The 23,176-nt window shown below is 72.7% G+C and carries 19 protein-coding genes; 9 read left to right on the top strand and 10 right to left on the bottom strand.

Going from position 1 to position 23,176, the window contains the following annotated elements; all coding sequences use genetic code 11:
- The first annotated feature begins 222 nt into the window (after positions 1–222).
- The 3 genes from ABZT47_RS12500 (at position 223) to ABZT47_RS12490 (ending at position 3,970) form a co-directional block, all read left to right on the top strand.
- Positions 223–945, top strand: a complete 723-nt coding sequence (locus tag ABZT47_RS12500) for a GntR family transcriptional regulator (RefSeq protein ID WP_354839692.1) — start codon at positions 223–225, stop codon at positions 943–945.
- Between the two features lie 557 nt (positions 946–1,502).
- Positions 1,503–2,258, top strand: a complete 756-nt coding sequence (locus ABZT47_RS12495; protein WP_354839689.1) for an ABC transporter ATP-binding protein — start codon at positions 1,503–1,505, stop codon at positions 2,256–2,258.
- Positions 2,243–3,970 carry a hypothetical protein gene (locus ABZT47_RS12490; protein ID WP_354839686.1) on the top strand — a complete coding sequence of 576 codons (1,728 nt, stop codon included), beginning with the start codon at positions 2,243–2,245 and terminating at the stop codon, positions 3,968–3,970. Before ABZT47_RS12495 ends, ABZT47_RS12490 begins: the two co-directional genes overlap by 16 nt.
- 172 nt (positions 3,971–4,142) lie before the next feature.
- Here the strand turns inward: ABZT47_RS12490 and ABZT47_RS12485 are convergent, their stop codons facing one another.
- The 3 genes from ABZT47_RS12485 to ABZT47_RS12475 all read right to left on the bottom strand — a co-directional run bounded on the left by ABZT47_RS12485 (position 4,143) and on the right by ABZT47_RS12475 (position 6,665).
- Positions 4,143–4,508: a hypothetical protein gene (locus ABZT47_RS12485; RefSeq protein WP_354839683.1), complete on the bottom strand. Its 366-nt coding sequence runs from the start codon at positions 4,506–4,508 to the stop codon at positions 4,143–4,145.
- Between the two features lie 409 nt (positions 4,509–4,917).
- Positions 4,918–5,691, bottom strand: a complete 774-nt coding sequence (locus tag ABZT47_RS12480) for a ribonuclease activity regulator RraA (protein WP_354839680.1) — start codon at positions 5,689–5,691, stop codon at positions 4,918–4,920.
- 62 nt (positions 5,692–5,753) lie between these two features.
- Positions 5,754–6,665 carry a dihydrodipicolinate synthase family protein gene (locus ABZT47_RS12475; RefSeq protein ID WP_354839678.1) on the bottom strand — a complete coding sequence of 304 codons (912 nt, stop codon included), beginning with the start codon at positions 6,663–6,665 and terminating at the stop codon, positions 5,754–5,756.
- A gap of 174 nt (positions 6,666–6,839) precedes the next feature.
- Here ABZT47_RS12475 and ABZT47_RS12470 point away from each other — a divergent pair, with 174 nt between their 5' ends.
- From ABZT47_RS12470 to ABZT47_RS12455, 4 genes are read left to right on the top strand one after another with little or no spacing between them, the layout of a single operon-like run.
- Complete coding sequence (locus ABZT47_RS12470; RefSeq protein ID WP_354839675.1) at positions 6,840–8,051, top strand: extracellular solute-binding protein; 1,212 nt, start codon at positions 6,840–6,842, stop codon at positions 8,049–8,051.
- Positions 8,048–9,289: an ABC transporter ATP-binding protein gene (locus ABZT47_RS12465; RefSeq protein WP_354839672.1), complete on the top strand. Its 1,242-nt coding sequence runs from the start codon at positions 8,048–8,050 to the stop codon at positions 9,287–9,289. Before ABZT47_RS12470 ends, ABZT47_RS12465 begins: the two co-directional genes overlap by 4 nt.
- A complete protein-coding gene (locus ABZT47_RS12460; protein ID WP_354839669.1) occupies positions 9,289–10,188 on the top strand; it encodes an ABC transporter permease subunit in 900 nt (299 codons plus the stop codon). Before ABZT47_RS12465 ends, ABZT47_RS12460 begins: the two co-directional genes overlap by 1 nt.
- Positions 10,185–11,033 (top strand): ABC transporter permease subunit, encoded by an 849-nt coding sequence (locus ABZT47_RS12455; protein ID WP_354839666.1) that lies wholly within the window; start codon positions 10,185–10,187, stop codon positions 11,031–11,033. The genes ABZT47_RS12460 and ABZT47_RS12455 overlap by 4 nt, the downstream gene beginning before the upstream one ends.
- A 56-nt stretch (positions 11,034–11,089) precedes the next feature.
- Here ABZT47_RS12455 and ABZT47_RS12450 read toward each other — a convergent pair whose 3' ends face one another.
- Positions 11,090–12,592 carry an alpha-N-arabinofuranosidase gene (locus ABZT47_RS12450; RefSeq protein WP_354839663.1) on the bottom strand — a complete coding sequence of 501 codons (1,503 nt, stop codon included), beginning with the start codon at positions 12,590–12,592 and terminating at the stop codon, positions 11,090–11,092.
- Between the two features lie 258 nt (positions 12,593–12,850).
- Here ABZT47_RS12450 and ABZT47_RS12445 point away from each other — a divergent pair, with 258 nt between their 5' ends.
- Positions 12,851–14,041, top strand: a complete 1,191-nt coding sequence (locus ABZT47_RS12445; RefSeq protein ID WP_354839660.1) for a TIGR03118 family protein — start codon at positions 12,851–12,853, stop codon at positions 14,039–14,041.
- Positions 14,042–14,406: 365 nt separating this feature from the next.
- Here the strand turns inward: ABZT47_RS12445 and ABZT47_RS12440 are convergent, their stop codons facing one another.
- From ABZT47_RS12440 to ABZT47_RS12420, 5 genes are all read right to left on the bottom strand, one after another.
- Entirely contained in the window at positions 14,407–15,450 is a 1,044-nt protein-coding gene (locus ABZT47_RS12440) for a LacI family DNA-binding transcriptional regulator (RefSeq protein ID WP_354839657.1), read from the bottom strand.
- A gap of 64 nt (positions 15,451–15,514) precedes the next feature.
- Positions 15,515–16,429 carry a hypothetical protein gene (locus tag ABZT47_RS12435; RefSeq protein ID WP_354839654.1) on the bottom strand — a complete coding sequence of 305 codons (915 nt, stop codon included), beginning with the start codon at positions 16,427–16,429 and terminating at the stop codon, positions 15,515–15,517.
- The gene (locus ABZT47_RS12430) at positions 16,429–17,196 is read right to left on the bottom strand and encodes a hypothetical protein (RefSeq protein ID WP_354839651.1); all 768 of its coding nucleotides are present in this window, start codon (positions 17,194–17,196) and stop codon (positions 16,429–16,431) included. The genes ABZT47_RS12435 and ABZT47_RS12430 overlap by 1 nt, the downstream gene beginning before the upstream one ends.
- Before the next feature lie 562 nt (positions 17,197–17,758).
- Entirely contained in the window at positions 17,759–19,276 is a 1,518-nt protein-coding gene (locus tag ABZT47_RS12425; protein WP_354839648.1) for a PQQ-dependent sugar dehydrogenase, read from the bottom strand.
- Between the two features lie 358 nt (positions 19,277–19,634).
- Positions 19,635–20,846, bottom strand: a complete 1,212-nt coding sequence (locus tag ABZT47_RS12420) for a phosphotransferase (RefSeq protein WP_354839646.1) — start codon at positions 20,844–20,846, stop codon at positions 19,635–19,637.
- A gap of 303 nt (positions 20,847–21,149) precedes the next feature.
- On the opposite strand from ABZT47_RS12420, the gene ABZT47_RS12415 reads away from it, so the two are divergent.
- Positions 21,150–21,896, top strand: coding sequence for an SDR family oxidoreductase (locus ABZT47_RS12415; protein ID WP_354839643.1), 747 nt, complete (start codon positions 21,150–21,152; stop codon positions 21,894–21,896).
- Positions 21,897–21,921: 25 nt separating this feature from the next.
- On the opposite strand, the gene ABZT47_RS12410 is transcribed toward ABZT47_RS12415, so the two are convergent.
- Complete coding sequence (locus tag ABZT47_RS12410) at positions 21,922–22,746, bottom strand: CoA ester lyase (RefSeq protein WP_354839640.1); 825 nt, start codon at positions 22,744–22,746, stop codon at positions 21,922–21,924.
- Between the last annotated feature and the right edge of the window lie 430 nt (positions 22,747–23,176).

Raw genomic sequence — 23,176 nt, 5'->3', positions numbered from 1 at the left:
ATCGGTCAGCTTGATCTCCACCGCAGACGGCCCCGAAGACGACATGCGGCAATCATAGAAATTTAAGTGACGAATTTCAGGCGCATGACACTAGGCGGGACGGAAGAAGACGGTGGAAGCGGTCTGAGGGGCGGGAGGACGGTCGCTTCCCGGCGAGTGCCTTTACATTGTAGATCATCGGCATCGGCGGCCGGCGCCGCCGGGGCCTCGTCGCGGAGCGGCGTGAACGAGGGGGTGGACGTGCGGGACGATATACCGGTGTACAACATCTCGGAGGAACCGGTCCTGCGGCCCGTGGCACGGTCGATCACGCGCACCGACCTCGTGGCCGACTCCATCAGGGCCGCCATCCTGTCCGGCCGGATCAGGCCCGGCGAGACGCTCGTGGAACGCCGACTCGCCGAGCAGCTAGGCGTGTCCAAGACGCCGGTGCGTGAGGCGTTGATCGGCCTGGCCTCCACCGGGCTCGTCGTCATCAGCCCCAACCGCGGGGTCAGCGTGCGGGTGCTGGACGCCGCCGACCTGCGCAAGGCGCAGGAGCTCCGCCTGCTGCTCGAACCGTGGGCGGTGGCCTCCTCCACGCGCGCGGGACGCGCCGGCACCCTCGCGGACGCGCGCGGGGCGCTCGGCGAGGCCGGCGAACTGCTGTCGGGCGAGGACCCGACGGCCCTGAGCCTGGCCAACCGCCGCTTCCACCGGGCGCTGTACTCGGGCTGCGACAACGAGCTGGTCTCCGCGCAGCTGGACAACCTGCAAGATCTCACCGCGCTCGGTACCGTCAGCGTGCTGTGGCGGCGCTGGCCCACCTGGCGCGAGGAGCACGCCGAGCACGAGGAGATCCTGGCCGCCGTGGCGAGCGGCAACGCCGCCCTGGCCGAGCGCCTGACCAGAGCGCACGTCAAGCGCACCGTCACCCACCTCGCCCGCTCCCAGGACAAGGACTGACCTATCCCGCCTGCGCCGGCGATCCCGCAGCTCCAGCTCACTCGTCCAAGGGTTCTGGCGGTGGTTGTAGGTGCGCCACGTGACGTAGTGCGCCGGCCACGAACGTTCACCGGCTCGGGCGCCGCAACCGGCGCCGGCCTCGCCGTACCACGACCCGCCGATCCGGCGCCGATCACCTCCAGCACGTGGCCGGGGATGGAGAGCCGCGCATGGTGAACGTATGTGGTCACCGCAGTAGTCGGCGACCGCCCGTCCTCCCGGCCGCTCGTGGGCCTGGGTCGCGGCGTCTCCCTGGATAATGATCTCGCACGCCGACGGCCACCACGCCGGTCTGCGCGCACTGCACGAGCCCGCCGCCGCCCACGACCGGCTCGCCGTACCCGGCGACGCCTGGCTTCCCGAACCCGAAGGGCGTCCGCCCACCCACCGACCACCGTGTGAACAGGTACCGCGTCCACTCGCGGACCCGCCGGCCGCGGCGACCCCACACCCGAGCTTCGCCCACGACCGTGACGGGCCCTCCTCGGGCCGGCGGGAACCCCCCGGAGGACGACACCATGACGCCAGCGCTGGAGATCAGCGGGCTGACCAAGAGATTCGGCGAGAACCTCGCCGTCGACGCCATCGACCTACGCGTGCCCCAGGGCTCCTTCTTCGGGCTCGTCGGCCAGAACGGCGCGGGCAAGACCACCACGCTGTCCATGGCGGTCGGCCTGCTGCGGCCCGACCACGGCAGTGCCCGGATCTTCGGCGAGGACGTCTGGTCCGCCCCCGAGCGGGCCAAGGCCATGGTGGGGGTCCTGCCCGACGGGCTGGCCATGCCCGAACGGCTGACCGGGCGCGAGGTGCTCACCTACCTGGGTCTGCTGCGCGGCCTGGCCAAGGAGGTGGTGGCCCAGCGCGCCGACGAGCTGCTGACCGTCCTGGAGCTGGACGGCGCGGAGCGGACGTTGGTCATCGAGTACTCGACCGGCATGCGCAAGAAGATCGGCCTGGCCACCGCGCTGCTGCACGCGCCGCGGCTGCTGGTGCTGGACGAGCCGTTCGAGGCGGTGGACCCGGTGTCGGCCGCCACGATCAAGACGATGCTGCGCGGCTTCGTCGCCGGCGGCGGCTCGATCGTCCTCTCCAGCCACGTGATGGCGTTGGTGGAGCAACTGTGCGACCACGTCGCGGTGATCGACAAGGGGACGGTGGCCGCCGCCGGCACGCTGGACGAGGTACGCGGCGCGCGGTCGCTGGAGGACACCTTCGTCGAGCTCGTCGGTGACCGGGACACCGGGGTCAAGGAGCTCTCGTGGCTGTCGCGCTGACCATGGCCCAGATGAAGGTCGCGGTGCTGCGCCACGCCTTCCACGGCGGGCGCGCGCAGACCGCGGCCACCGGAGCCGCGCTAGGCGTGCTGTTCGCCGCCGGGACGATCTACCTGGCGTTCGCCGGCCCGGACCTGCTGGCGGCCGGATACGCGGTGTGGATGCTGGGCTGGATGCTCGGGCCCGCCTTCATGGGCGGCGGCGACGAGACGTTGCGGCCGGAGTACTTCTCATTGCTCGGCCTTCCTCCTCGCCGCCTGGCGGCGGGCCTGCTGGCGGCGGCCTTCGTCGGCGTCGCGCCGCTGGTCAGCCTGACCGCGCTGCTCGGCCTGCTGGTGGCGGGTGTACGGCTCGGCCCCGTCAACGCTCTGCTGGCCGTGCCCGCGATGGTGTTGCAGCTGGCCGTGTTCGTCCTGCTGTCCAAGGTGTCGGTCGCGGTGGTCGGGCTGGCGCTGCGCTCACGCCTGGGCGCCGTCGCCTCCGGGGTGCTCAACGGCGCGATCCTGGCGGCGCTCGGCCAGATCTGGGTCTTCTTCTGGGCCTTCGGCCAGACGGGCGTGCCCTCCGCGGTCTGGTACCTGCCTTCCGGGTGGGGCCTGCTGGCCGTCCAGGGCGACTGGCGGGCGCTGGCGGCGCTGGCCGTACTGGTGCTGCTGCTCCTGGGCGCGTGGGCCGCCCTGCTCGGCAGGCGCGCGGGCGCGACGCGGCCCTCCGCACGCGGCAGGCGCCCGATGACGGCGGCCACGGTCAACGGCGCGATCGTCGCCAAGGAGCTGCGCACCTGGTCGCGCGACCTGGTACGCACCCACCAGCTGACCTTCGCGCTGTCGTACGGCGTCTGCTTCGGGGCCAGCCCGCTGATCCTCGGCTGGGACGGCATGCTTCCTTACGCCGGCCCGATCTTCATCGTGATGGCCGCGGCCATGACCGCCAACCTGTACGGGACCGACGGCACGGCGCTGTGGCTGACGCTGATGACGCCCGGCGTGGACGACGTGCGCGGCAGGCAGCTGGCCTGGCTGTCGGCGCAGGCCCCGGTGGCGATCGTGATCACCGTGGCGTTCACCGCGATCACCGGCGGCCCGTGGCCGCTGATGCTGGCGCTGCTGCCCGCCCTGCTGGGCGGCGCGACCGGGCTGGTTCCTCTGATCTCGGTGTACGGGCTGGTGCCCGGCACCGACCCGCACCGCCGCGCGGGCAATCCGCTGCGCACCAGTGAGGACGACGGCGGGCTGACCGGGCTGGCCTACCTGGCGCTCGCGCTGGTGCTCCTCACCGGTGTGCCGGCGGGGCTGGCCGCGTTGTGGTTCGGCTGGGCGGGCGTGGCCGTCGGCGTCGTGACCGGGGTGCTGTTCGCGTGGGGCTTCGGCCTGCTCGCCGAGCGGCGGCTGCGCTCGCACGGCCCCGAATTGCTGGAGACGATGCGGACCGGACGCAGGCCGCGGCCGACGGCGAGGTCCCGCTTCGACGAGCTGTCCAAGACGCGGAAGGCGATCACCTGGTGGTGCTTCGGCTTCGGTGCCATCCCGCTGTTCCCGCAAGGCGTCGTCGCGGCCGTCTTCGTCGGCAACGGCATGCTGCGCCACACCTGGTTCCTGGCCACGTACATGCCGCCCGGCCTGCGCTACCCGGTGGCGGCCGCGTTCATCGTGCTCGGGCTCGCGATGTACGGCACGGGCCTGTGGATGCTCAAGCCGCGCCCATCCGGCTGAAACCCCGGTTCCGGGCGGGCGGTGGTGGCCGGCGACGGGATGGGCCGCGGTCGCCCGACCGGCGCCGGCGGCGTCCTCCCCTTCGATGCGGGCACGCCGGAGCCGCGGTGGGCGGCGGTGGAAAAGGGGCCGGCCCCGGGGTGGGCCCGGGGCCGACGGGGTGGGGCGAGGGTCAATCGGCGCAGATGGCGAAGACGCTGATGCCGACGTCGTTGTAGCCGTCCTGGCGGCCGAGCCCGATCCAGCCGCGCCCGTCGTCGGTCGGGAAGGAGCCGACCAGGATCGCGCGGTTGCCCCGGGCTTCGGCGCCGCCGCCGAGGACGTGCTTGGAGCCGGGGCAGTAGAGGGTGCGGCGCTGGAAGTTCGGGACGTTGGCGTTGGGCAGCGTGACGAGCTGGTAGCCCGGGGGCAGGGCGTGGACGGGCCCGGGCGGGGCACCGGCGGGGGTGGTGTCGGCGCTCGCCGAGGCGGCGGTGGCGAGGCAGGCGCCCGCCATCAGGACCGACAGGGCGAGGGCGGTGGACTTCTTCGGGTGCATCGCTCTCCTATTGGCGTTCCCCGGCGCTCGCGCGGCCTCACGGCGTCACGGGATCGCCGGCGATGTGCCGCCGGGGCGCCCGAGTCACCGGGGGTGACTTGTTGACACGTTGAGTATCCGACTCCTGACTCTGTGTGTCCATGGCACAAAGTGAGCAAATGGATACTCTCCGTGTCCAGATGGGGACGCGACCGGCCCGCCAAGCCGTCACCAAGGCTCAACGGGATCCTCGCCGATCCTCACATGAGTCCGCCCCGGGACCTGCACCAAGGCCCGCACCGCGTCGGCACCGGGATCCGCGCCGAGGTCCGGCCGAGGTCCGCGCCAGGGTCAACGTCAGGTCATGGCCGGCCCTCGACGCGCTCGCGGCGCCCGGCGGCGCCCACGGCGGCCGGGCGCGGGCGCGGCGTCAGCGGGCGCGGTAGCGGCGCAGGGTGTCCTCGTCCGGCGGGTAGGTGCCACGCAGTGGGGCCCCGCCCTCGACCTCCGCCTGGATGAACTCCTCCAGGTGCTCCTGCTCCAGGGCGTCGCGGGCCACCTCGGCCGCCAGATGGCGCGGCACGCAGACCACCCCCTCCGCGTCGGACACGATGACGTCCCCGGGGTACACCGGCACCTCGGCGCAGCCGATGGGCACCTGCAGGTCGATCGCGTGGTGCCGGGCGAGGTTGGTCGTCGCGCACACGCCCGCGGCGAAGGCGGGCAGGTCCAGCTCGGCGAAGAACGGCGAGTCGCGGACCGCCCCGTCGGTGACCAGCCCGGCGGCGCCTCGCCGCAGCAGGCGGGTGGCGAGGATGCCGCCGATCGAGGCGGCGCGGGTCTGGCCCCGGCAGTCCATGACCAGCACCTGTCCCGGGCCGACCGACTCGACCGCGAGCCGCTGCGGGTGGTCGTAGTCCTTGAACACCGACAGCACGTCGAGGTCCTCGCGGGCGGGGATGTGGCGCAGCGTGAACGCCTCCCCCACCATCCGGGTGCACGCGGGGTTGAGCGGGCGCAGCCCGGCCAGGAAGGTGTTGCGCAGGCCGCGGCCGAAGAGCTGGGTGGTGATCGTCGCCGTCGACACCCGCCTCAGCGCCTCGAAGACCTCGGGTGCGATCACCTCGCGGCCGTCCTGCCCCCCCGTCGCCCCCGCACCCTTCGCCCCCGCGCCCTCTGCGCCGTTCCGCCGTTCCTCGCCCACGTTCTCCGCTCCTGTCGCCTCGGTACCGCTCCGCCGGTCATGTCCATGATCTCCTGGCCGCGTCACCCCGGGCCGGCCGGGAGGTCCAGGGAGCGCAGGATGGCGGCGACCTCCCCGCGCTCCGCGGCCGGCAGCGGGGAGATCGGCGGGCGGACGTCGCGGCGGCACAGGCCGAGCTGGGCCAGCGCCTCCTTGAGCACCGAGACGTTGCCGGCGTTGCCGTGCCGGGCGCGCAGGTCCTCGATGGGCTTGAGCCGCGCCCACAGCCGCATCGCGCCCCGGGCGTCGCCGGCCTCGAGCAGGCGGTGCAGTTCGAGCGACAGCTCGGGGACGATGGCGGCCAGGCCGGAGGTGAACCCGCGAGCCCCGCCCATCCAGTAGAACGGCGCCCAGCTCTCGGCCAGCCCGCACACCCAGGTCACCTCGGGCACCCCGGCCGCCATCTCGGCGAAGCGCACCGGGTCGGGGTGCGCGTACTTGACCCCGGTCACGTTGGGGCACGCACCCACCAGTGCCCGCAGCGTCCCGGCCGTGATCAGGGGCGAGCGCAGGTAGCAGACGACCGCGAGCTCGGGGACGGCCTCGGCGACGGCCCGGTGGTAGTCGACCCAGCCCTCTTCTGACTGGTAGGGATGCACGGGCTGGTGGACCATGACGGCGTGCGCCCCGAGCCGGGCAGCGCCGGCGGCGAGCAGAGCGGCCTGCCGGGCGTCGTGCCCGACCCCTGCGATGACGCGCGCCGGGCCCGCCGACTCCACCGCGAGCGCGACCGCGCGGTCGAGCTCCCGCGATGACAGCGAGTAGAACTCCCCGGTGTTGCCGTTCGGCGTGACGGCGGTGATGCCCGCCACGGCCATCCGCGAGACCACGGCGGCGTAGGCCTTCTCGTCGATGCGGCCGGTGTCGTCGAACGGGGTGACCGGTACGGCCACCACCGACGCGAGCGCCCGCCTGACGTCATCCAGCATCGCCATCTTCCCTTTCATGAGCGCGCGGCACGGCTCCCGGCACCAGTCCTGGTATATCAGTACATCGACGTGCCGACCTATTGACATATTTCACCAGACGTTTTCATTCTGGTGTGCGCCCTGAAACGTCGCCTCCGAAAGTCCCGGCGCTCCCCGGCCCACTAAGGAGGATCACCCCCCATGAGATCTCCCCGACTCACCGTCCTGGCCGGCTGTCTCGTCCTGGGCCTGGTCGCGTGCGGCGCGCCCGACGCGGGCCAGGCCTTCGCCCCCGAGCCCGCCGCGGCCGACGTGAAGATGCCGCAGTCACCGGTGACGCTGAACATCGTGGACGTCGCCGGAAACCTGCAGCTCACCCAGCAGATCTTCGACAACTACAAGGCTTCGCACCCCAAGGCCGTCAGCAAGATCACCTACTCCAAGGTGACCGCCCCGGAACTGGCCGGCAAGATCAAGGCGCAGCAGGACGCGCAGCGCCTGGACATCGACCTGGTGCTCACCGGCACCGACGGCCTGTCCGCCGGGCTGGAGCAGAACCTGTGGGTGGACCTGGCAGGGAAGTACGGCGACAAGCTGCCCGACCTCGGCGCCTACCTGGAACCGGCCGCCAAGATGCAGGAGCTCGCGCGGGGCAAGGGCGTCGTCGTCACCTACTACCCCTCCGGACCGCTCATCGAGTACAACCCGGCCAAGGTGCCGAACCCGCCCAAGACCGCCGAAGAGCTGCTCGCCTGGGCCAGGGCGCACCCCAAGAAGCTGGAGTACGCCCGGCCGGCCAACTCCGGACCCGGCCGCACCTTCCTCATGGGCCTGCCCTACATCCTCAAGGACCGCGACCCAAAGGACCCGGTCAACGGCTGGGCCAAAACCTGGAAGTACCTCAAGGACCTCGGCCGGTACGTCGAGTACTACCCCACCGGCACCTCCCAGACGATGCAGGAGCTCGGCGAGGGCACCCGCGACATCATCGTCACCACCACCGGCTGGGACATCAACCCGCGGGTCCTCGGTCAGGTGCCCAAGGACTTCAGGACCACCACGCTGGAAGGCTTCACCTGGGTGACCGACGCGCACTACATGGTCGTCCCCAAGGGCGTCACCGGCGAGAAGCTCGCCGTGGTCCTGGACCTGATGAAGTTCGCGCTCACCCCGCAGCAGCAGGCCATCACCTACGACAAGGGCTACTTCTACCCCGGGCCGGCGGTGAAGGGCGTCACCATCGACATGGCTCCGCCGGAGAGCCGGCAGGCGATCAAGGACTTCGGCCGGCCGGAGTACGACCGGCTCATCGAGCAGAACCCCAAGGCCGTGCCGCTGGAGGCCAAGGCGCTGGTGACGGCGTTCGACAGGTGGGACAAGGAGATCGGCGGCGACAAGGTGCGCAAATCATGACCGGCGCCGCACCGGCCGCGGGCACCGGCGAGGCGGCGCCGGCCGTGCGGGGGCGGGGAGCGTTCGGCACGCTGCGCATGGAGGCGGTGTCCCGGCGGTTCGGCTCGGCCACCGCCCTGGACCGGCTGGACCTGACCATCGAGGGGGGCGAGTTCCTCGCCCTCCTCGGACCCTCCGGCTGCGGCAAGTCCACCGCGCTCAACTGCCTGGCCGGGCTGCTGCCGCTGAGCGGCGGCAGCATCCGGCTGGACGACGAGCGCATCGACACCCTGCCGCCCGAGAAGCGCGGGTTCGGCATGGTGTTCCAGAACTACGCGCTGTTCCCGCACCTGACCGTGCGCAAGAACGTCGGCTTCGGGCTGGCCGTCCGGGGCACGCCGAAGGCCGAGATGGCGCGGCGGGTGGACGAGGCGCTCGCGCTGGTCGAGCTGTCCGACCACGCGCACAAGCTGCCCGGCCGGCTGTCCGGCGGCCAGCAGCAGCGGGTGGCGATCGCCCGCGCCGTGGTGATCCGCCCGCGGCTGGTGCTCATGGACGAGCCGCTGTCCAACCTCGACGCCAAGCTGCGCCTGCAGATGCGCACCGAGATCCGCAAGCTGCACCAGTCACTCGGGCTGACCACCGTCTACGTCACCCACGACCAGGAGGAGGCCCTGGCGCTGGCCGACCGCGTCGTCGTGCTGCGCCACGGCGTGGTGGAGCAGATCGGCACGCCCGAGCAGGTCTACACCTTCCCGCGCAACACCTACGTGGCGGGCTTCATGGGCTACCGCAACCTGCTGGAGCTGCCGGTGGCCTCCCGCGAGGGCCGGCGCGTGGTGCTGGAGGAGCCGGGCCTGCGGCTCACGGGCGTGGCGCAGGAGGACCTGGACGGGACGAGCGCCGTGGCGGCGGTGCGGCCCGACGACTTCACGATGGGCCGCGCCGGGCCCAACACGGTGCGGGTGAGCGTGGAGGTCGCCGAGTTCCACGGCAGGGAGATGGCGGTGGAGGGCGTCACCGAGTCGGGGCGGGTTATCCACTTCCGCTCCCCCGAGCGGATGGCGCCCGGCGACAAGGTGGACCTCGGCGTCCCGGCGGACCGCGTCCTGGTGTTCGCCACCGGCGGCACGTCCGGCGGCGCTTCCCATGGCGCTACCGGGGGCGGTTCCGATGGCGCTACCGGGGGCGGTTCCGATGGCGCTTTCGGAGGCGCTTCCGGGGGCACGTCCGGGGGCGCTTCCGGGGGCGAGGGGTGATGGCGGTCACCGAGGCGCCGCGGCTCGTGCTGCGGCACCGGCTGGCCGAGCGCGGCATCGACCGGGTGCTGGTGCTGCTCGTCCCGGCGGTGCTGGTGCTGGTCGCGCTGTTCCTGTACCCGATGCTGTACGGGGTCGGCCTGTCGTTGCAGCCGCGATCCGGGGGCGGCATGCTCGCCAACTACCGGGCCTTCTTCGGCGACGCCTACCAGAGCTCGACGATCTGGAAGACCACGCGCCTCGCGCTGCCGGCCGCGCTGCTCAACGTGGGGCTGTCGGTGCCGATCGCCTACCGGCTGCGCGGCCGGTTCCGGGGGCGCAGGCTGCTGACCGCCGTCCTGGTGCTGCCGGTGACGCTGGGCACCGTGCTGGTGGCCGACGGGCTGCTGCGCTACCTCGGGCCCAAGGGCTGGTTCAACCGGGTGCTGCTGGACCTCGGCCTGGTGGAGGAGCCGGTCCGCCTCATCTACAACTACTGGGGCGTGCTGTTCTCGCTGCTCATCACCGGGTTCCCGTTCGCCTTCCTGCTCGTCATGTCGTACATGTCCGGCATCGACCCGACGTTGGAGCGGGCCGCGGCGACGCTGGGCGCCGGACCGTGGCAGCGGGTCAGGCACATCACGCTGCCACTGCTCGCGCCCGGCCTCGCCACCACGTTCATCCTGGCGTTCGTGCTGGCCTTCTCGGTGTTCCCCTCGGCCAACCTCGTCGGCGAGCCGGCGGGCGAGACGCGCGTGATGGCCATCGCGGCCTACCAGGCGGCCTTCGAGAAGTACGACTACTCGATGGCCTCGGCCATCGCCGTCCTCATGGGCGTCTTCGAGCTGCTGGTCATCGGCCTGGTGATGCTGTGGCGGGGACGGTTCTACACCGGTTCGACGGGAGGCAAGGGCGCGTGACCGTTCTCACTTCCCTGCGCGGACGGTGGCGGCCGCATTCCTGGATCGTCCCGATCGGGGTTGGCTTCTTCCTGCTCAACCTGGCCGCGCTGATCATGTCGGTGCTGGTGAACTCCTTCGCGGTGAACTGGTTCGGCACCTGGTTGCCGTCGGCGTTCACGGCGTCCTGGTACGGGGACGCCTGGACGGAGTTCGGGCTGGCCGAGGTGCTGCAGGTGACCCTGCTGGTCGCCCTGGCCGTGGTCGGGCTGGCCCTGCTGCTCGGCGTGCCGGCCGCGTACGCGCTAGCGCGGCGCGACTTCGCGGGCAAGCGGGCGGTGACGCTGCTGCTCCTGCTGCCGGTGCTGCTGCCGCCGATCACCTACGGCATCCCGCTGGCCACCGTGCTGTACAAGTTCCATCTGGCCGGGACGATGGCCGGGGTGATCGCCGCCAACCTGGTGCCGGCGCTGCCGTTCGTCGTGCTGGTCATGACGCCGTTCATCGAGCAGATCGACACCGACATCGAGTCGGCGGCCCGCATGTGCGGCGCCGGCACCCGGCAGGTGTTCACCCGGGTGCTGATCCCGCTGCTCATCCCCGGCATCCTCGCGGCCGGCGTCCTGGTGCTGGTGCGCACGGTGGCGATGTTCGAGCTGACGTTCCTGGTCGCCGGTCCCGACAGCCAGACGCTCATCGTCGCCCTCTACAGCGCGGCCTTCACCCCCGGCATCCGCGCCTCCCAGGCGATCGACGCGATGGCCGTCATCTACACGCTGCTGTCGTCGGCCCTGCTGGTGCTCGCTCTGATGTTCGTCAACCCCACCCAGATCGTCGCCCAGGTCAAGGACGTCGCTCCCGAGTAGCCCCCCGGTGGCCGGGTGCGGGCCCGTCGTCCTCCCCCGGCACCGGGGGTCGTGGGTCAGTGGGCCAGGCGGATGACGTTCCAGGAGACGGGGGGCAGGACGACGCGCAGGGGGTCGGTCTCGACGTCGGGGTTGGCGCGCGGGACGACCCGTCCGGGGTCGTCGGCGGTGTTGACGGCGTAGACGTCGGGGCCGCTGAGCGTGGTGGCCTCGACGACGCGGACCGCGCCGAGCGCACGGACGTCCAGCGTGAGCGAGAGCGGCCGGTCGGTGGAGCGGTTGACGGCGAAGACGGTGGTGACGTCCTTGTCGTGGGTGGCGACGGCGTGCAGCGCCGGCACCTCGCCGTACTCGGCGGTCTCGTGCGCCGGCGAGACCGGCTCCACCCGCAGCACCTCGCCCGAGGCGTGTCGGGACGCCTGGGCGAAGGGGTGGAAGACGGTCTGGCGCCAGGCGCGGCCGCCCGGCTCGGTCATGATGGGCGCGATGACGTTGACGAGCTGGGCCTGGCAGGCGGCGGTGACCCGGTCGCTGTTGCGCAGCAGCGTGATGAGCAGGCCGCCTACGGCCACGGCGTCGGCCAGGTGGTAGCGGTCCTCCAGCAGCGGCGGGGCGACCGGCCAGTCCTTCGGCGGCTCGCTGGACTGCTCCGCCTGGAAGCGGCTGAGGTACCAGACGTTCCACTCGTCGAAGGACACGTTGATGCGCTTGGTGCCGCGCAGCTTGGCCCGCACGTGGTCGGCGGTGGCGACGACCGAGGCGATGAACCGCTCCATGTCGGTGGAGCAGGCGAGGAAGCTCGCCAGGTCGCCGTCCTTCTCCTCGTAGTAGGCGTGGCAGGAGATGTAGTCGACCTGCTCGTAGGCCTCCTCCAGGACCTCGGCCTCCCAGGCGCCGAAGGTCGGCATGGAGGAGCCCGAGCTGCCGCAGGCCACCAGTTCCAGGCCCGGGTCGATCATGCGCATGGCGCGGGCCGTCTCGGCGGCGAGCCTGCCGTACTCGCGGGCGGTCTTGTGGCCGATCTGCCAGGGCCCGTCCATCTCGTTACCCAGGCACCACATCCTGATGCCGTGCGGTTCCTTGGAACCGTTGGCGGCGCGCAGGTCCGACCAGTGCGTGGCGGAGTCGAGGTTGCAGTACTCCAGGATGTCCAGGGCCTCCTGGACGCCGCGGGTGCCGAGGTTGACGGCCATCATGGGCTCGACGCCGGCCTTACGGGCCCAGCGGACGAACTCGTCCACGCCGACCTGGTTCGGCTCGGTGCAGTGCCAGGCCAGGTCGAGCCGGGCGGGGCGCGAGGAGACGGGCCCGATGCCGTCCTCCCAGCGGTAGCCGGAGACGAAGTTGCCGCCCGGATAGCGCACGGTGCTGACGCCGAGCTCACGGGTGAGCTCAAGGACGTCGCGGCGGAAGCCGTCCTCGTCGGCGGTGGGGTGGCCGGGCTCGTAGATGCCGGAGTAGACGCAGCGGCCGAGGTGCTCGACGAAGGAGCCGAACGTGCGCCGCTGTACGGGGGCGACACGGAAAGCGGGATCGATCGTGAGGGATGCCTGGTGCACGGTGCTCCTGCCCGCCTTCGCGGAGGTCGGTGACGCCGGGTTCGGTTGCGCCGATTGTCAGCACTCCCATGCCCGCAGTCAAGGACGGGCATGGGGACGATCGGATCCGGCCCACGCCGTGCTCGGCGGCCCCGCCCTCACCTGGGAGCCACAGCGCCGTTCCGCCGGAAAAAGAAAGATTACAAATCGGTTTGAACCGGGTCTGGGGGCGCCGCGTACCTCCGTCCGTACGCACATGCAGACGACATAGGAGGCCTGATGCGGTCGCGCATCGTCACGCTCTGCGCTGCGGCACTCGTCCTGGGCATTTCCACCGGCACGATCCCGGCGCACGCTGAGTCCACGCAGTCCAAGGAGTCCACCAGGTCCACCACTCATAACAAGAACCGATTCGCCGAGATCCCCCTCATCTCGGACGTGGCCGGCAAGGCGGACGTCACCGACGCCAAGGTGGTCAACCCCTGGGGCCTGGCGATGGGCAAGACGCTGTGGGTCTCCAACGCGGGCACCGGAACGGCGACCGTGTACTCGGGCGGCGCGAGCCAGCTCACCAAGGAGAAGACCGAGGTCTGGATCCCCGGCGGCACACCGACCGGCCAGATCTTCAACAACTCCGGCGAGGGCTTCGAGATCTCCAGCAAGGGGGCCTCCGGCCCGGCGACGTTCATCTTCGCCAGCCCCAGCGGCGCCATCACCGGCTGGAACGCCGAGGTGAACCCGAGCAACGCCATCATCGCGGCCTTCACCCGCCACGCCGACTACAAGGGCCTGGCCCTGATGCCGACCAACCGGGGACGCTTCCTGCTCGCCGCCGACTTCGCCCACAACCGGGTCGACGTCTTCGACGACGACTTCAGCAGGGTGCGGCTGTCGAAGTGGGCTTTCCGCGACCGCGGCCTGCCGCGTGACTACTCCGCCTTCAACGTCGAGATCGTGGGCAACGCCGTGTACGTCGCCTACGCGAAGCGCGACTCCGAGACCGGCAAGTCGGTCGCGGGACGCGGCTTCGGCTTCATCAGCCGCTTCACCGCCTCGGGCCGCTTCGCCGGCCGCGTGGCCGCCCGCGGCGCCCTGAACGCGCCCTGGGCGATGATCAAGGCCCCCGCGAGCTTCGGCGCCTACGCCGGCGCGCTGCTGGTGGGCAACTTCGGTGACGGCTGGATCAACGCCTACCGCAACGGCCGCTATCTCGGCCCGCTGCGCAAGGCCGACGGCAAGGCGATCGCCATCGAGGGCCTGTGGGACCTCGAGCCCGGCACCGCGGCCATCGGCGGCGAGAACGCCCTGTGGTTCTCCGCCGGCGTCCAGAAGGCGCAGCACGGCCTGATCGGACTGATCATGCCGGCCGACGCCGCCGGCGGCACCTCCACCCCCGCGCCGAGCGCGTCGGCCAGCCCGTCGGCCTCGCCGACCTCCAACTCCAATTCCAACAACAACTCCGGCTACTGATCACGACGGGAGGTGAGCGACCACCGGGCCCTGCGATGACCGAGGGCTCCCGCGAAACGAGGATTCACCATCTTTTCTAAAGATCAACACGACCCGCCCGAATGAGCGGAAGTCGGCTGCGGGGTGGCGCGCCCCGCAGCCGGCTTTCGGTTGTTCGGACATCTCCGTCTCTGCGGCGGAGAGGTCCGTCCCGGCGCCTCCCCGCCGGGTGCGCCCGTCTCATGGCCCGGACACATCCTGCGCCCCCGGGCCATGAGACGGCGCCCCGTCAGGCCACCGAGCCCTCGGGCCATGAGACGCGCCCCGTCAGGCCACCGAGCGGACGGTCTCGCCGGGAGCGTACGGGTGTGGCCGCGAGGTCGCGCTCACGCGCGGGCGGGCGGGGCGGTGCTCTCGCGGACGATCAGCTCGGTCGCCAGTTCGACCCGGTGGTGCTCGAGTCGCTCCCCCGCGGCGAGGGCGGCGATCATGCGGGCGGCGGTGGCTCCCATCTGGACCAACGGCTGGCGCACGGTGGTCAGCGGCGGGCCGGCCCACTGGGTGAACGGCAGGTCGTCGAAGCCGATCACGCTCAGGTCGTCGGGGATGCGCGCGCCCGCCCGCCTCGCCGCCTCGTACACGCCGAACGCCTGCAGGTCGTTGGCGGTGAAGATGGCCGTGGGCGGGTCGGGCAGACTCAGCAGCTCGGCGCCGTCCTGCAGGCCGCCCTCGACGTACAGGGTGCTGACGCGGACCAGGTCGGGGTCCACCGGGACGCCGGCGGCGTCCATCGCGGCGCGGAAGCCGTCCAGCCGCGCCCGGCAGCACGGCCACTGCGTCGGCCCGCTCAGCATGCCGATGCGGCGGTGGCCGAGGTCGAGCAGGTGGCGGGTGGCGGCCATCCCGCCGCTCCAGTTGGTGGCGCCGACCGAAGGCGTCTGGTGCAGCGGCTCGCCGGTGGGGTCGATGACGACCAGCGGGATCGAACGGGTGGCGAGCTGCGACTGCTGCTGCACGGTCAGCTCGGAGAACACCGTGATGACACCGCTCGGACGCCGGGCGAGCACCTGCTCGGTCCAGGCCTTGCCAGGAGTGAGCCTGCCCTGCATCTCGGTGAGCACGACGGCCAGCTCGCGCTCGCGGGCGGCCTGCTCGACGCCGCGGATGATCTCAAGGGCCCACAGGCTCTCGAGGGCGTGGAAGACCAGCTCGACGATGGCGATAGAGGTGCTGGTGTCGCGGCGGCGGTAGCCGTGCTCACGGAGCACCGCCTCGACCCGCTGCCGCGTGCCGAGCGCGACCCCGGCCTGGCCGTTGATCACCCGGGACACCGTGGGCGCCGACACCCCGGCGAGTTTCGCGATCTTCGCCACCGTCAGGTCATGGCGCGCTGAATCGCCTGCGGCGAGCCCGGCATCCGTCGCGGTCACCGCCCCAGTCTACGCACCTTCCCCTCATTCACAGGGCCACCGGCCCCACCCCGCCCCTCATGGGTCAGCGGACGGTGCCGAAGGCGAGGCCGGCGGCGAGGGCGATGACCAGCGACAGGACCACCATGACCATCACCGTCGCCAGCGGCTGCGGACGGCGCGGCCGCGGGACCTCCGCCCGGAGCCGGCGCTGGACGGCGGACGGGACGACGGCCGCCGGCGTGGGCCTGCCCGTCGGCGGTGAGGGCGTCGGTGTGACCTCCGTCCGAGACGGCGCCGGGCGAGGCGCCGCCTGCGGCCGTCCGGGTGGGACCGCGGGGGCGGGGGGCCGGGACGACGGCGCCCGGGAGGAGGTGACGGTGGGGGTGGGAGCCCGCGGGGCCGGCGTGCGCGGGGCCGGCGTGCGCGGGGCCGGCGTGCGCGGGGCCGGCGTGGGCGGTGTGCGCGGGGGCGGCGTGGCCGGGGTGGGCGGCGGCGTGGGAGCGGGGGCGGGTGCGGGCGGGGCGGCCGGACGCCGGCAGACGGGCGGGCCGCCGATGGTGATGCCGACCCGCAGGCTCACCACCAGGTCGACGTCCAGGCAGAGACCGACGCCTGGAAGGACGCCGAGCCGGTCGCCGTCGTCGTCCGACAGGCGCAAAGCGGCGTCGGCGACCCCTGGACCGGAACGCGCCCCCGCCCTGGCCTCGACTTCGACGCCGACCTTTCTCGCGGTACGGGACGTCCTGCTCGGCCTGGCCGGTGCGTTGGGTCTCGCCGCTTCCGGCGCATGGTTCGGGGCTTCGGCCGGGGGCCGGGGTGTGCGGTGCGGCGTGAGGGTGGGGTGGTGGGGAGGCTTCCTCAAGGAGCCGGGCGGTGCGGGGTGGACGGCTTCGGCGCTGGAGGGAGGGATGGGGGCGGCGGCCATGAGGACGCCCGCGAGCGACGCGGTGGCGAGCGGCACCGCCAGCAGGGCGGTGGCGCGGGAACCGGGCGCCATCATCCGCTCCACGGGATGCGCTGGAACTCGTCCAGAGCGGACCTGAACGCCTCGGGACCCACCGACAGGCCACTGGAGAACACGTGGGAGATCTGCCAGGTGAGGTAGATGCCGAACCCCAGCAGCCCGGCCATGATGAACAGCGGCACGAGCGTCTTGCCGCGCGGACGGGCGCCGGCCAGGAATGGGTAGAGGATGACGATCGACCCGGTCAGGATCGTCAGCGGCAGCACACCGGCGGGCGGTCTGGCCTGGGCGTCCGCACCTCTCTGGCGTCGCGCCGCCGACACTTCCCTCAGTTCGTCCAGGGTCGCGCTCTTCGCGGCCCTCGCGTCGTCACCGGTGACGATCAGGCCCGCCACCTGAGTGCGCAGCGCGTCCAGCCGCGAGGCGCCCTCCAGGCTGAGCCGCCCGTCGGCCATGAGCGGCCATTCCTTCTGCACGACGTACTGGACGTAGTCGCGAAGCTGCTGCTGCACCTGGGCGCCCACAGGGGACGGAAGCCCGGCCGCGGCCCAGTAGGTCTCCACGGCGGCGCGGCTCTCGGTGTAGGTGTTCTGCCGGGCGGAGTCGGCCGTGGTCCACGGCACCACGACCGCGATGGCGAAGACCAGCAGGAACAGGGACGACAGCATGGAGCCGGCGTGGCCGGCGGCGGGGCCGTTGGGGAGCACGTCGTCGGTGCCGTGATCGAGCTTGCGGAAAAGAAAGGCGGCGGCGGCCACCACCCCGACCGCGGCCGCAACCGCCAGGACGCTGACGAGCATTACCATCTCCATAGCGTTGTGCGGGCGGTCGCACACCACCCGTTACCGATCGCATGCCGTCACATAGCTATCACATTACGTGACCATGGCGGGCATTGATCGAAAAGGTGGCTCCAGCTTCCTTGCCGAAGGCCGCCACGGCAGGAGCGAGGCCCACGGAAACGCCGACAGGGCAGCGGTTCGCGGCCCGTTCGCGGCCCGCACGTCGTGGAGCGCACGCCCGGCACGCCTCTCGGAGATACCCGCGGGCCCGGAAGGCGGGTGGAGGTCGGTTCGGCCGCCAAAGACGCCATTCGTCCCACCGGCGCCGTCCCGGCCCTGATCGGTAGGCGCGGAGCGCGGAGGACCGGAAAGACCAGAACCGGCGGCGACCGCGGGACCGTGAGGTGCCGCGGATGCCGCCGGTGTCCGGAGGGTGACGGCGGAGGCGGCGTCGCGGGACGCCGCCTCCGCGGGTGTGGTCCAGGGAGCTCAGTGACCGCTCGCGGGCGCCGAGCCCGCCCGGTCAGGCGGCCCGGCGCCTGCTTTCACCGCATCAGGTCAGCCCTATCACCGCACCAGGTCAGCCGGCGGAGCAGGTGAGGGTGGCCGGCACGCCGTTCGCCCCGGTCCAACCGGCGTTGAAGCCGGCGGTGGTCGACCCGTTGGGCTGGAGCGTGCCGTTCCAGGACTCGTTGCGCATCGTCACGGCGGAGCCGGACTGGGTGTACCGGCCGCCCCACGCCTGGCTGATGGTCTGCCCGTTGGGGAAGGTGAAGGTGACCGTCCACGACGCGATGGCGGAGGTCCCCGAGTTGCGCACCGCGATCTCGCCCTGGAACCCGTTCGACCACTGGTTGACGACCCGGTAGGTGGCCGCGCAGGCGCGTCCCGCCGTGGGGGTGGGGGTCGGAGTGGGCGTGGGAGTCGGCGTCACCGTGGGGGTCGGCGTGGGCGTCGGCGTCACCGTCGGGGTGGCGGTCGGCGTCGGGGAGGGCGTGGTGCCCGTCGGAGGGACGCGGATGATGCGGTCGTCGGTGCTCGCCGGGGTCCCCCGGCCGTCACGGTTGCTCGTGGTCACCCACAGCCAGCCGTCGGGGCCGACCGCGACCGCGCGCAGCCGTCCGTAGGTCCCCTGCAACTCGGCGACCGGGGAGCCGACGGTCGAGCCGCCGTTCACCCCGACCGTCCACAGCCGCGTGCCGCGCAACGCTCCGGCGAACAGCGTGCCGTTGGCGTAGGCCAGGCCGCTCGGCGACGCCTGGTCCGTGGTCCAGGTCACCAGTGGGTTGCGGAAGGAGGAGTTGTTGCACATGCCCTCGCAGGTGGGCCAGCCGTAGTTGCCCCCGGCGACGATGTAGTTGAGCTCGTCGTAGGTGTCCTGGCCGAACTCGCTGGCGTACATCCGCCCCTGCGGGTCCCAGGCGATGCCCTGGACGTTGCGGTGCCCCAGCGTGTAGACGAGCGAGTTGGGGAAGGGGTTGCCCGACGACGGCACCCCGCCGGTCGGCGTCATGCGCAGGATCTTGCCGCCGAGGCTGTTCTGGTTCTGGGCGTTGGAGGTGGTCCCGCCGTCGCCGGTGGTCACGTACAGCATGCCGTCGGGGCCGAAGGCGAGACGCCCGCCGTTGTGGTAGCTGTTCTTCGGGATGCCGGAGACGAGCACCTGCTGGGTGCCCGGCGCGTTCAGGCGGAAGCGGACCACGCGGTTGTCGGCGCTGGCCGAGTAGTACGCGTAGATGTACTGGTCCTGCGCGTAGGTGGGTGAGACCGCGATGCCGAGCAGGCCGCCCTCGCCGGACGGCACGACGTTCGGCACGGTGGCCACGGCCGTGGGCGTGGCCCCGGGGCGCACCTGCATGATGCGGGCGGTGCCGCGCTCGGACACCAGCCCGCTGCCGTCGGGCAGGAAGGCCAGTCCCCAGGGCACCTGCAGCCCGGTGTTGGCGACCGTCGCGCGGGTGAAGTCGAAACCGCCGGTCGCGAGGGCTCCGGCGGGGATCGGGCGGGTGACGACGAGAACGGCGGCCGCGGCGACGGCGGCGGCGGTGACGGTCAGGATGGAGGTGAAGCGCCTGCGCTTCACCGGTACAACGGTCATCACGTGCTCCCTACGCCGTGTAAGGCACGGTGTCAAAGCCTGGTCCACGACCGTATGCGGGGGGCGCGAGTGCGGGCAATCATGGTCGCGGCGCGGGCGCGCGAGCCACCGCCCTGGCCTGCGCGTAAGCCCGGCGGCCCGGCGCCGGCGTTCCCGTCCGGCTGGAAACTTTCATCGTACGTCTGCAACTTTCCACCGCCCGGCGGCCCCCGGCCGTCCATGGTCACGGTGCGCCGACGCCCCCCGTTCGCGGCGGCCGGCGGCGGATCCACCGCGATCGCGGGCGGGAGGTGCGCACGGTCCGGGGCCGGCCGTGGGGCCGGCCGCCGGTTCGCTCCCCCTTGCGCGAAGCCGGGGGTCAGATCGAGGCGAGGTAGCGCTCGGCCAGGGCGCAGGTGCCCTCGGTGTACCCCGCGCCCAGCTCGCGGGCGATGGCCACGGCCGGGTGCGAGCCGATCCAGGCGACCAGCAGCAGCCGGCGCAGCATGATGAAGGTCCAGATCTCCCGCTCGTCCTCGCGCGGGAGATCGAGGACGGTGCGGTAGCCGCCCGCCCACGACTCGGCCATCTCGGGGACGCCCGGGTGGTGCTCGATGAAGCTGAGCGCCGCCCCGAGGTCGTACAGATACCACCCGAAGCCACAGTCGTCGAAGTCGATGACCGTCACGCCCGCCGTTCCCCGGTCGACCCGCCGAGCGCCAGGGGACGGTACGGCCGCCCCGGCGGTGGACTCCCCGGGGTGACCCTGACCCGCGCCGCCGGGCGGTGCGGCCGTGGCCGCCCGTCCCCCGCTCGCGGCGCCGCCTACCAGGAGGTTGGCCAGGCGCAGGTCGGCGTGGATCAGCCCGTACCGCTCGGGACCCTTGCCGAACCGGGCGAGCCGGTCGCACAGGGCGGCCTCCAGCCTGCCGAGCACCGCGTGCTCCTCACGGCCGACGCCGGCGCCGTCCTGCCAGCGGCCCCAGCGGGGGCGCGGGCCGAAGGCGGCGTCCTCGTCCCAGTGGAACCGGGTGAACGAGGCCGGCCGCCGCCAGCGGCGGGCGTGCAGGTGCATGCGTGCGGTGATCGCACCGAGCGGCCCGAAGTGCTCGCCCAGGCGGTGCTCGGCGGGTTCGGCGCCGGGAACGTGGGCGAACATCACGCAGTCGCGCGGGGCCGCGCCCGGGTCGGCGACGCCGACCACGCGCGAGCCGTCCAGCGCGGGGACGACCCGCGGGGTCGGCACGCCCGCCTCCTCACGCAGCGCGGTGAGCCAGTCGAGCTCGGAGGCGATCGCCTGGCGCGAGTGGTAGCCGAGACGGTGCACCCGCAGGATCAGCCGGCGTCCCGCGTCGACGACCAGGAACGTCGCGTTCTCCGACACGTTGATCAGCATGACCTCGGCGTCCGGCCCGACGTCGTAGCGCCGCAACGCCCGCCGGGCCACCCGCTCGACCCGGCCGAGTACGCCGCCCCCGGCTGAAAGGTCGTGAAGATCCCGCCCCGGCAGGGCGTCGTCCGGCGGATCGTGGCGAATGGGCCCGGCGTGCGCGAGCGCGTCCTCCGCGTCCGGCAGGTCGTGGACCTCCATGCGTTCTCCTCGTGGGGCGGGCCGGCGGAACGGCGGACCATCATAGGGACGGCGCCCTCCGGCCCGGCCCGCCGGGATCGTCGGACCGCCCGGCCGCCATCGCCGGTCCATCGCCGGGAGCGGACCGGACGGACGGTGACGGCCCGGCCGACCCGTGGTGCGGACCGGACGGACGGTGACGGCCCGGCCGTGCAGTGATGCGGACTGAACGGACGGTGATGGCCCGGCCGTGCCGTGGTACGGACGAACTCGGCGGACCGCCCGGCGGTGGGCCGGCCGGGCGAAGTTGCTAGCTTGTGCGAAATGAGCGGACGAGCAGTGTTGGTGACCGGGGCGTCGCGGGGCATCGGACGTGCGGTGGCCGCCGCGTTCGCGGGCGAGGGCGACCGCGTGGCCGTCCACCACCGCGATTCGGCCGAGCTGGCCGAGCGGACGCGGGCCGGGCTGCCGGGCGGCGGGCACGTGGTCGTCCAGGCCGACATCGCCGACCCCGAGCAGGTCCGGCGCATGGTGGACGAGGCGGCCGACGGGCTGGGCGGCATCGACGTGCTGGTCAACAACGCCGGCGTCTTCCTCCCCCACCCGATCACCGAGGTGTCCTACGAAGAGTGGCAGGAGGCGTGGCGGCGCACGCTGGACCTGAACCTGCTGGGCGCGGCCAACCTCACCTGGTGCGCCGTGCCCCACATGCCGTCCGGGGGGCGCATCGTCAACGTGTCCTCGCGCGGGGCCTTCCGCGGGGAGCCGCACGCTCCGGCGTACGCGGCGAGCAAGGCGGGCATGAACGCCCTCGGCCAGTCGCTGGCCATCTTCCTCGCCCCGCACGGCATCTCCGTGGGCACCGTCGCGCCCGGCTTCGTCGAGACCGACATGACCAACGAGCACCTGAAGGCTCCGCGCGGCGACGCGATCCGCGCCCAGAGCCCGTTCGACCGGGTGGCCCGGCCGGAGGAGATCGCCGCCGCCGTGCTCTATCTGGCCTCGCCGGCCGCCGAGTGGGCGAGCGGCGCCATCATCGACCTCAACGGCGCCTCCTACCTGCGCACCTGACCCCTTCCCGGGCACCTGACCCGGTTCAGGCCGTGCCGGCGGGGATGGCGCCGGGCGGGCGGGCGGCGTCGGCGAGCAGGGCCCTGGCCTGGCGGACGACGGCCTCGTCGACGAAGCGGCCGTCCGGGAGGGCGACGGCGCCGGCGCCGCCCGCGGCCACCACTTGGTTCGCCGCCGCGATCTCCTCCTCGGTGGGGCGGTAGGCGGCCTCGATGACCGGCAACTGGGCGGGGTGGATGGCCGCGCGGCCCCGGAACCCCATGGCGCGGCCGGCGCGGCAGGAGGCGGCCAGCCCTTCCAGGTCGCGGAAGGCGGTGTAGACCGACTGGGCGGGAGCGGGCAGCCCTGCGGCGCGGGCGGCGACCACGATCCGGGACCGCGCCCACGCCAGACCGGTCTCGTCGGCGACGCCGAGATCGGCACGCAGGTCCGCCTCGCCGAGCCCGATGCTCGCGACGGCCGGGCAGGCCGTGGCGATCTCGTAGGCCAGTTCGAGGCCGAGTGCCGACTCGACCAGCGGATGGAGCGCGACGCCGGGAGCCGCGAGGGCGATCTCGCGCAGTCCGGCGGCCGACTCGGCCTTCGGCACGCGGATGCCCGCGGTGCCGGCGCACAGGGGCCCGATGGCCTGTAGGTCGGCCTGCCCGTACGGGGTGCGCACGTCGTTGATCCGGATCTGGACGCGCGGGCGCGGGGTCGCGAGCAGCGCGACGACCTCGGCGCGCGCCCGGTCCTTGTCGCCGGGCGCGACGGCGTCCTCCAGGTCGACGATCACCACACCGGCCGGGCCGGCGAGGGCCTTGGCGACGAGCGCGGGCCGGTCCGCGGGCGCGTACAACCAGGTCGGCATCAGATCACTTCCTCAGCGGGCGCGTACAACCAGGTCGGCATCGGTTCACTTCCTCAGATGTCGGGTGAGCGGCGGCGCGCTAGTGCGCCGTCCACGAACGTTCACCGGCTCGGGCGCCGTAACAGGCGCCGGCATCGCCGTACCACGACCCGCCGACCCGGCGCCGATCACTGCAGCACGTGGCCGGGGATGGAGAGCCGCGCCCAGCGAACGTACGTGGACACCGCACCAGGCCCGGCCCGGGGGCGGAGAACCGCGCCCAGCGAACGTACGTGGACACCGCACCAGGCCCGGCCCGGGGGCGGAGAACCGCGCCCAGCGAACGTACGTGGCCACCGCACCAGGCCCGGCCCGGGGGCGGAGAACCGCGCCCAGCGAACGTACGTGGCCACCGCACCAGGCCCGGCCCGGGGGCGGAGAACCGCGCCCG

Source organism: Sphaerisporangium sp. NPDC005289 (assembly GCF_040607455.1).
Taxonomy (GTDB): Bacteria; Actinomycetota; Actinomycetes; order Streptosporangiales; family Streptosporangiaceae; genus Sphaerisporangium; species Sphaerisporangium rhizosphaerae.
The sequence above is the reverse complement of the archived record's forward strand: the minus strand, read 5'-3'. Positions and strand labels throughout refer to the sequence as shown.

Bases quoted from the DNA above. Each gene is read 5' to 3' on its own strand.
- ABZT47_RS12495 (WP_354839689.1), top strand. From the start codon at position 1,503: ATGACGCCAGCGCTGGAGATCAGCGGGCTGACCAAGAGATTCGGCGAG.
- ABZT47_RS12460 (WP_354839669.1), top strand. From the start codon at position 9,289: ATGGCGGTCACCGAGGCGCCGCGGCTCGTGCTGCGGCACCGGCTGGCC.
- ABZT47_RS12470 (WP_354839675.1), top strand. From the start codon at position 6,840: ATGAGATCTCCCCGACTCACCGTCCTGGCCGGCTGTCTCGTCCTGGGC.
- ABZT47_RS12425 (WP_354839648.1), bottom strand. From the start codon at position 19,276: ATGACCGTTGTACCGGTGAAGCGCAGGCGCTTCACCTCCATCCTGACC.
- ABZT47_RS12415 (WP_354839643.1), top strand. From the start codon at position 21,150: ATGAGCGGACGAGCAGTGTTGGTGACCGGGGCGTCGCGGGGCATCGGA.
- ABZT47_RS12435 (WP_354839654.1), bottom strand. From the start codon at position 16,429: ATGGCGCCCGGTTCCCGCGCCACCGCCCTGCTGGCGGTGCCGCTCGCC.
- ABZT47_RS12430 (WP_354839651.1), bottom strand. From the start codon at position 17,196: ATGCTCGTCAGCGTCCTGGCGGTTGCGGCCGCGGTCGGGGTGGTGGCC.
- ABZT47_RS12445 (WP_354839660.1), top strand. From the start codon at position 12,851: ATGCGGTCGCGCATCGTCACGCTCTGCGCTGCGGCACTCGTCCTGGGC.
- ABZT47_RS12420 (WP_354839646.1), bottom strand. From the start codon at position 20,846: ATGGAGGTCCACGACCTGCCGGACGCGGAGGACGCGCTCGCGCACGCC.
- ABZT47_RS12485 (WP_354839683.1), bottom strand. From the start codon at position 4,508: ATGCACCCGAAGAAGTCCACCGCCCTCGCCCTGTCGGTCCTGATGGCG.
- ABZT47_RS12475 (WP_354839678.1), bottom strand. From the start codon at position 6,665: ATGGCGATGCTGGATGACGTCAGGCGGGCGCTCGCGTCGGTGGTGGCC.
- ABZT47_RS12410 (WP_354839640.1), bottom strand. From the start codon at position 22,746: ATGCCGACCTGGTTGTACGCGCCCGCGGACCGGCCCGCGCTCGTCGCC.
- ABZT47_RS12465 (WP_354839672.1), top strand. From the start codon at position 8,048: ATGACCGGCGCCGCACCGGCCGCGGGCACCGGCGAGGCGGCGCCGGCC.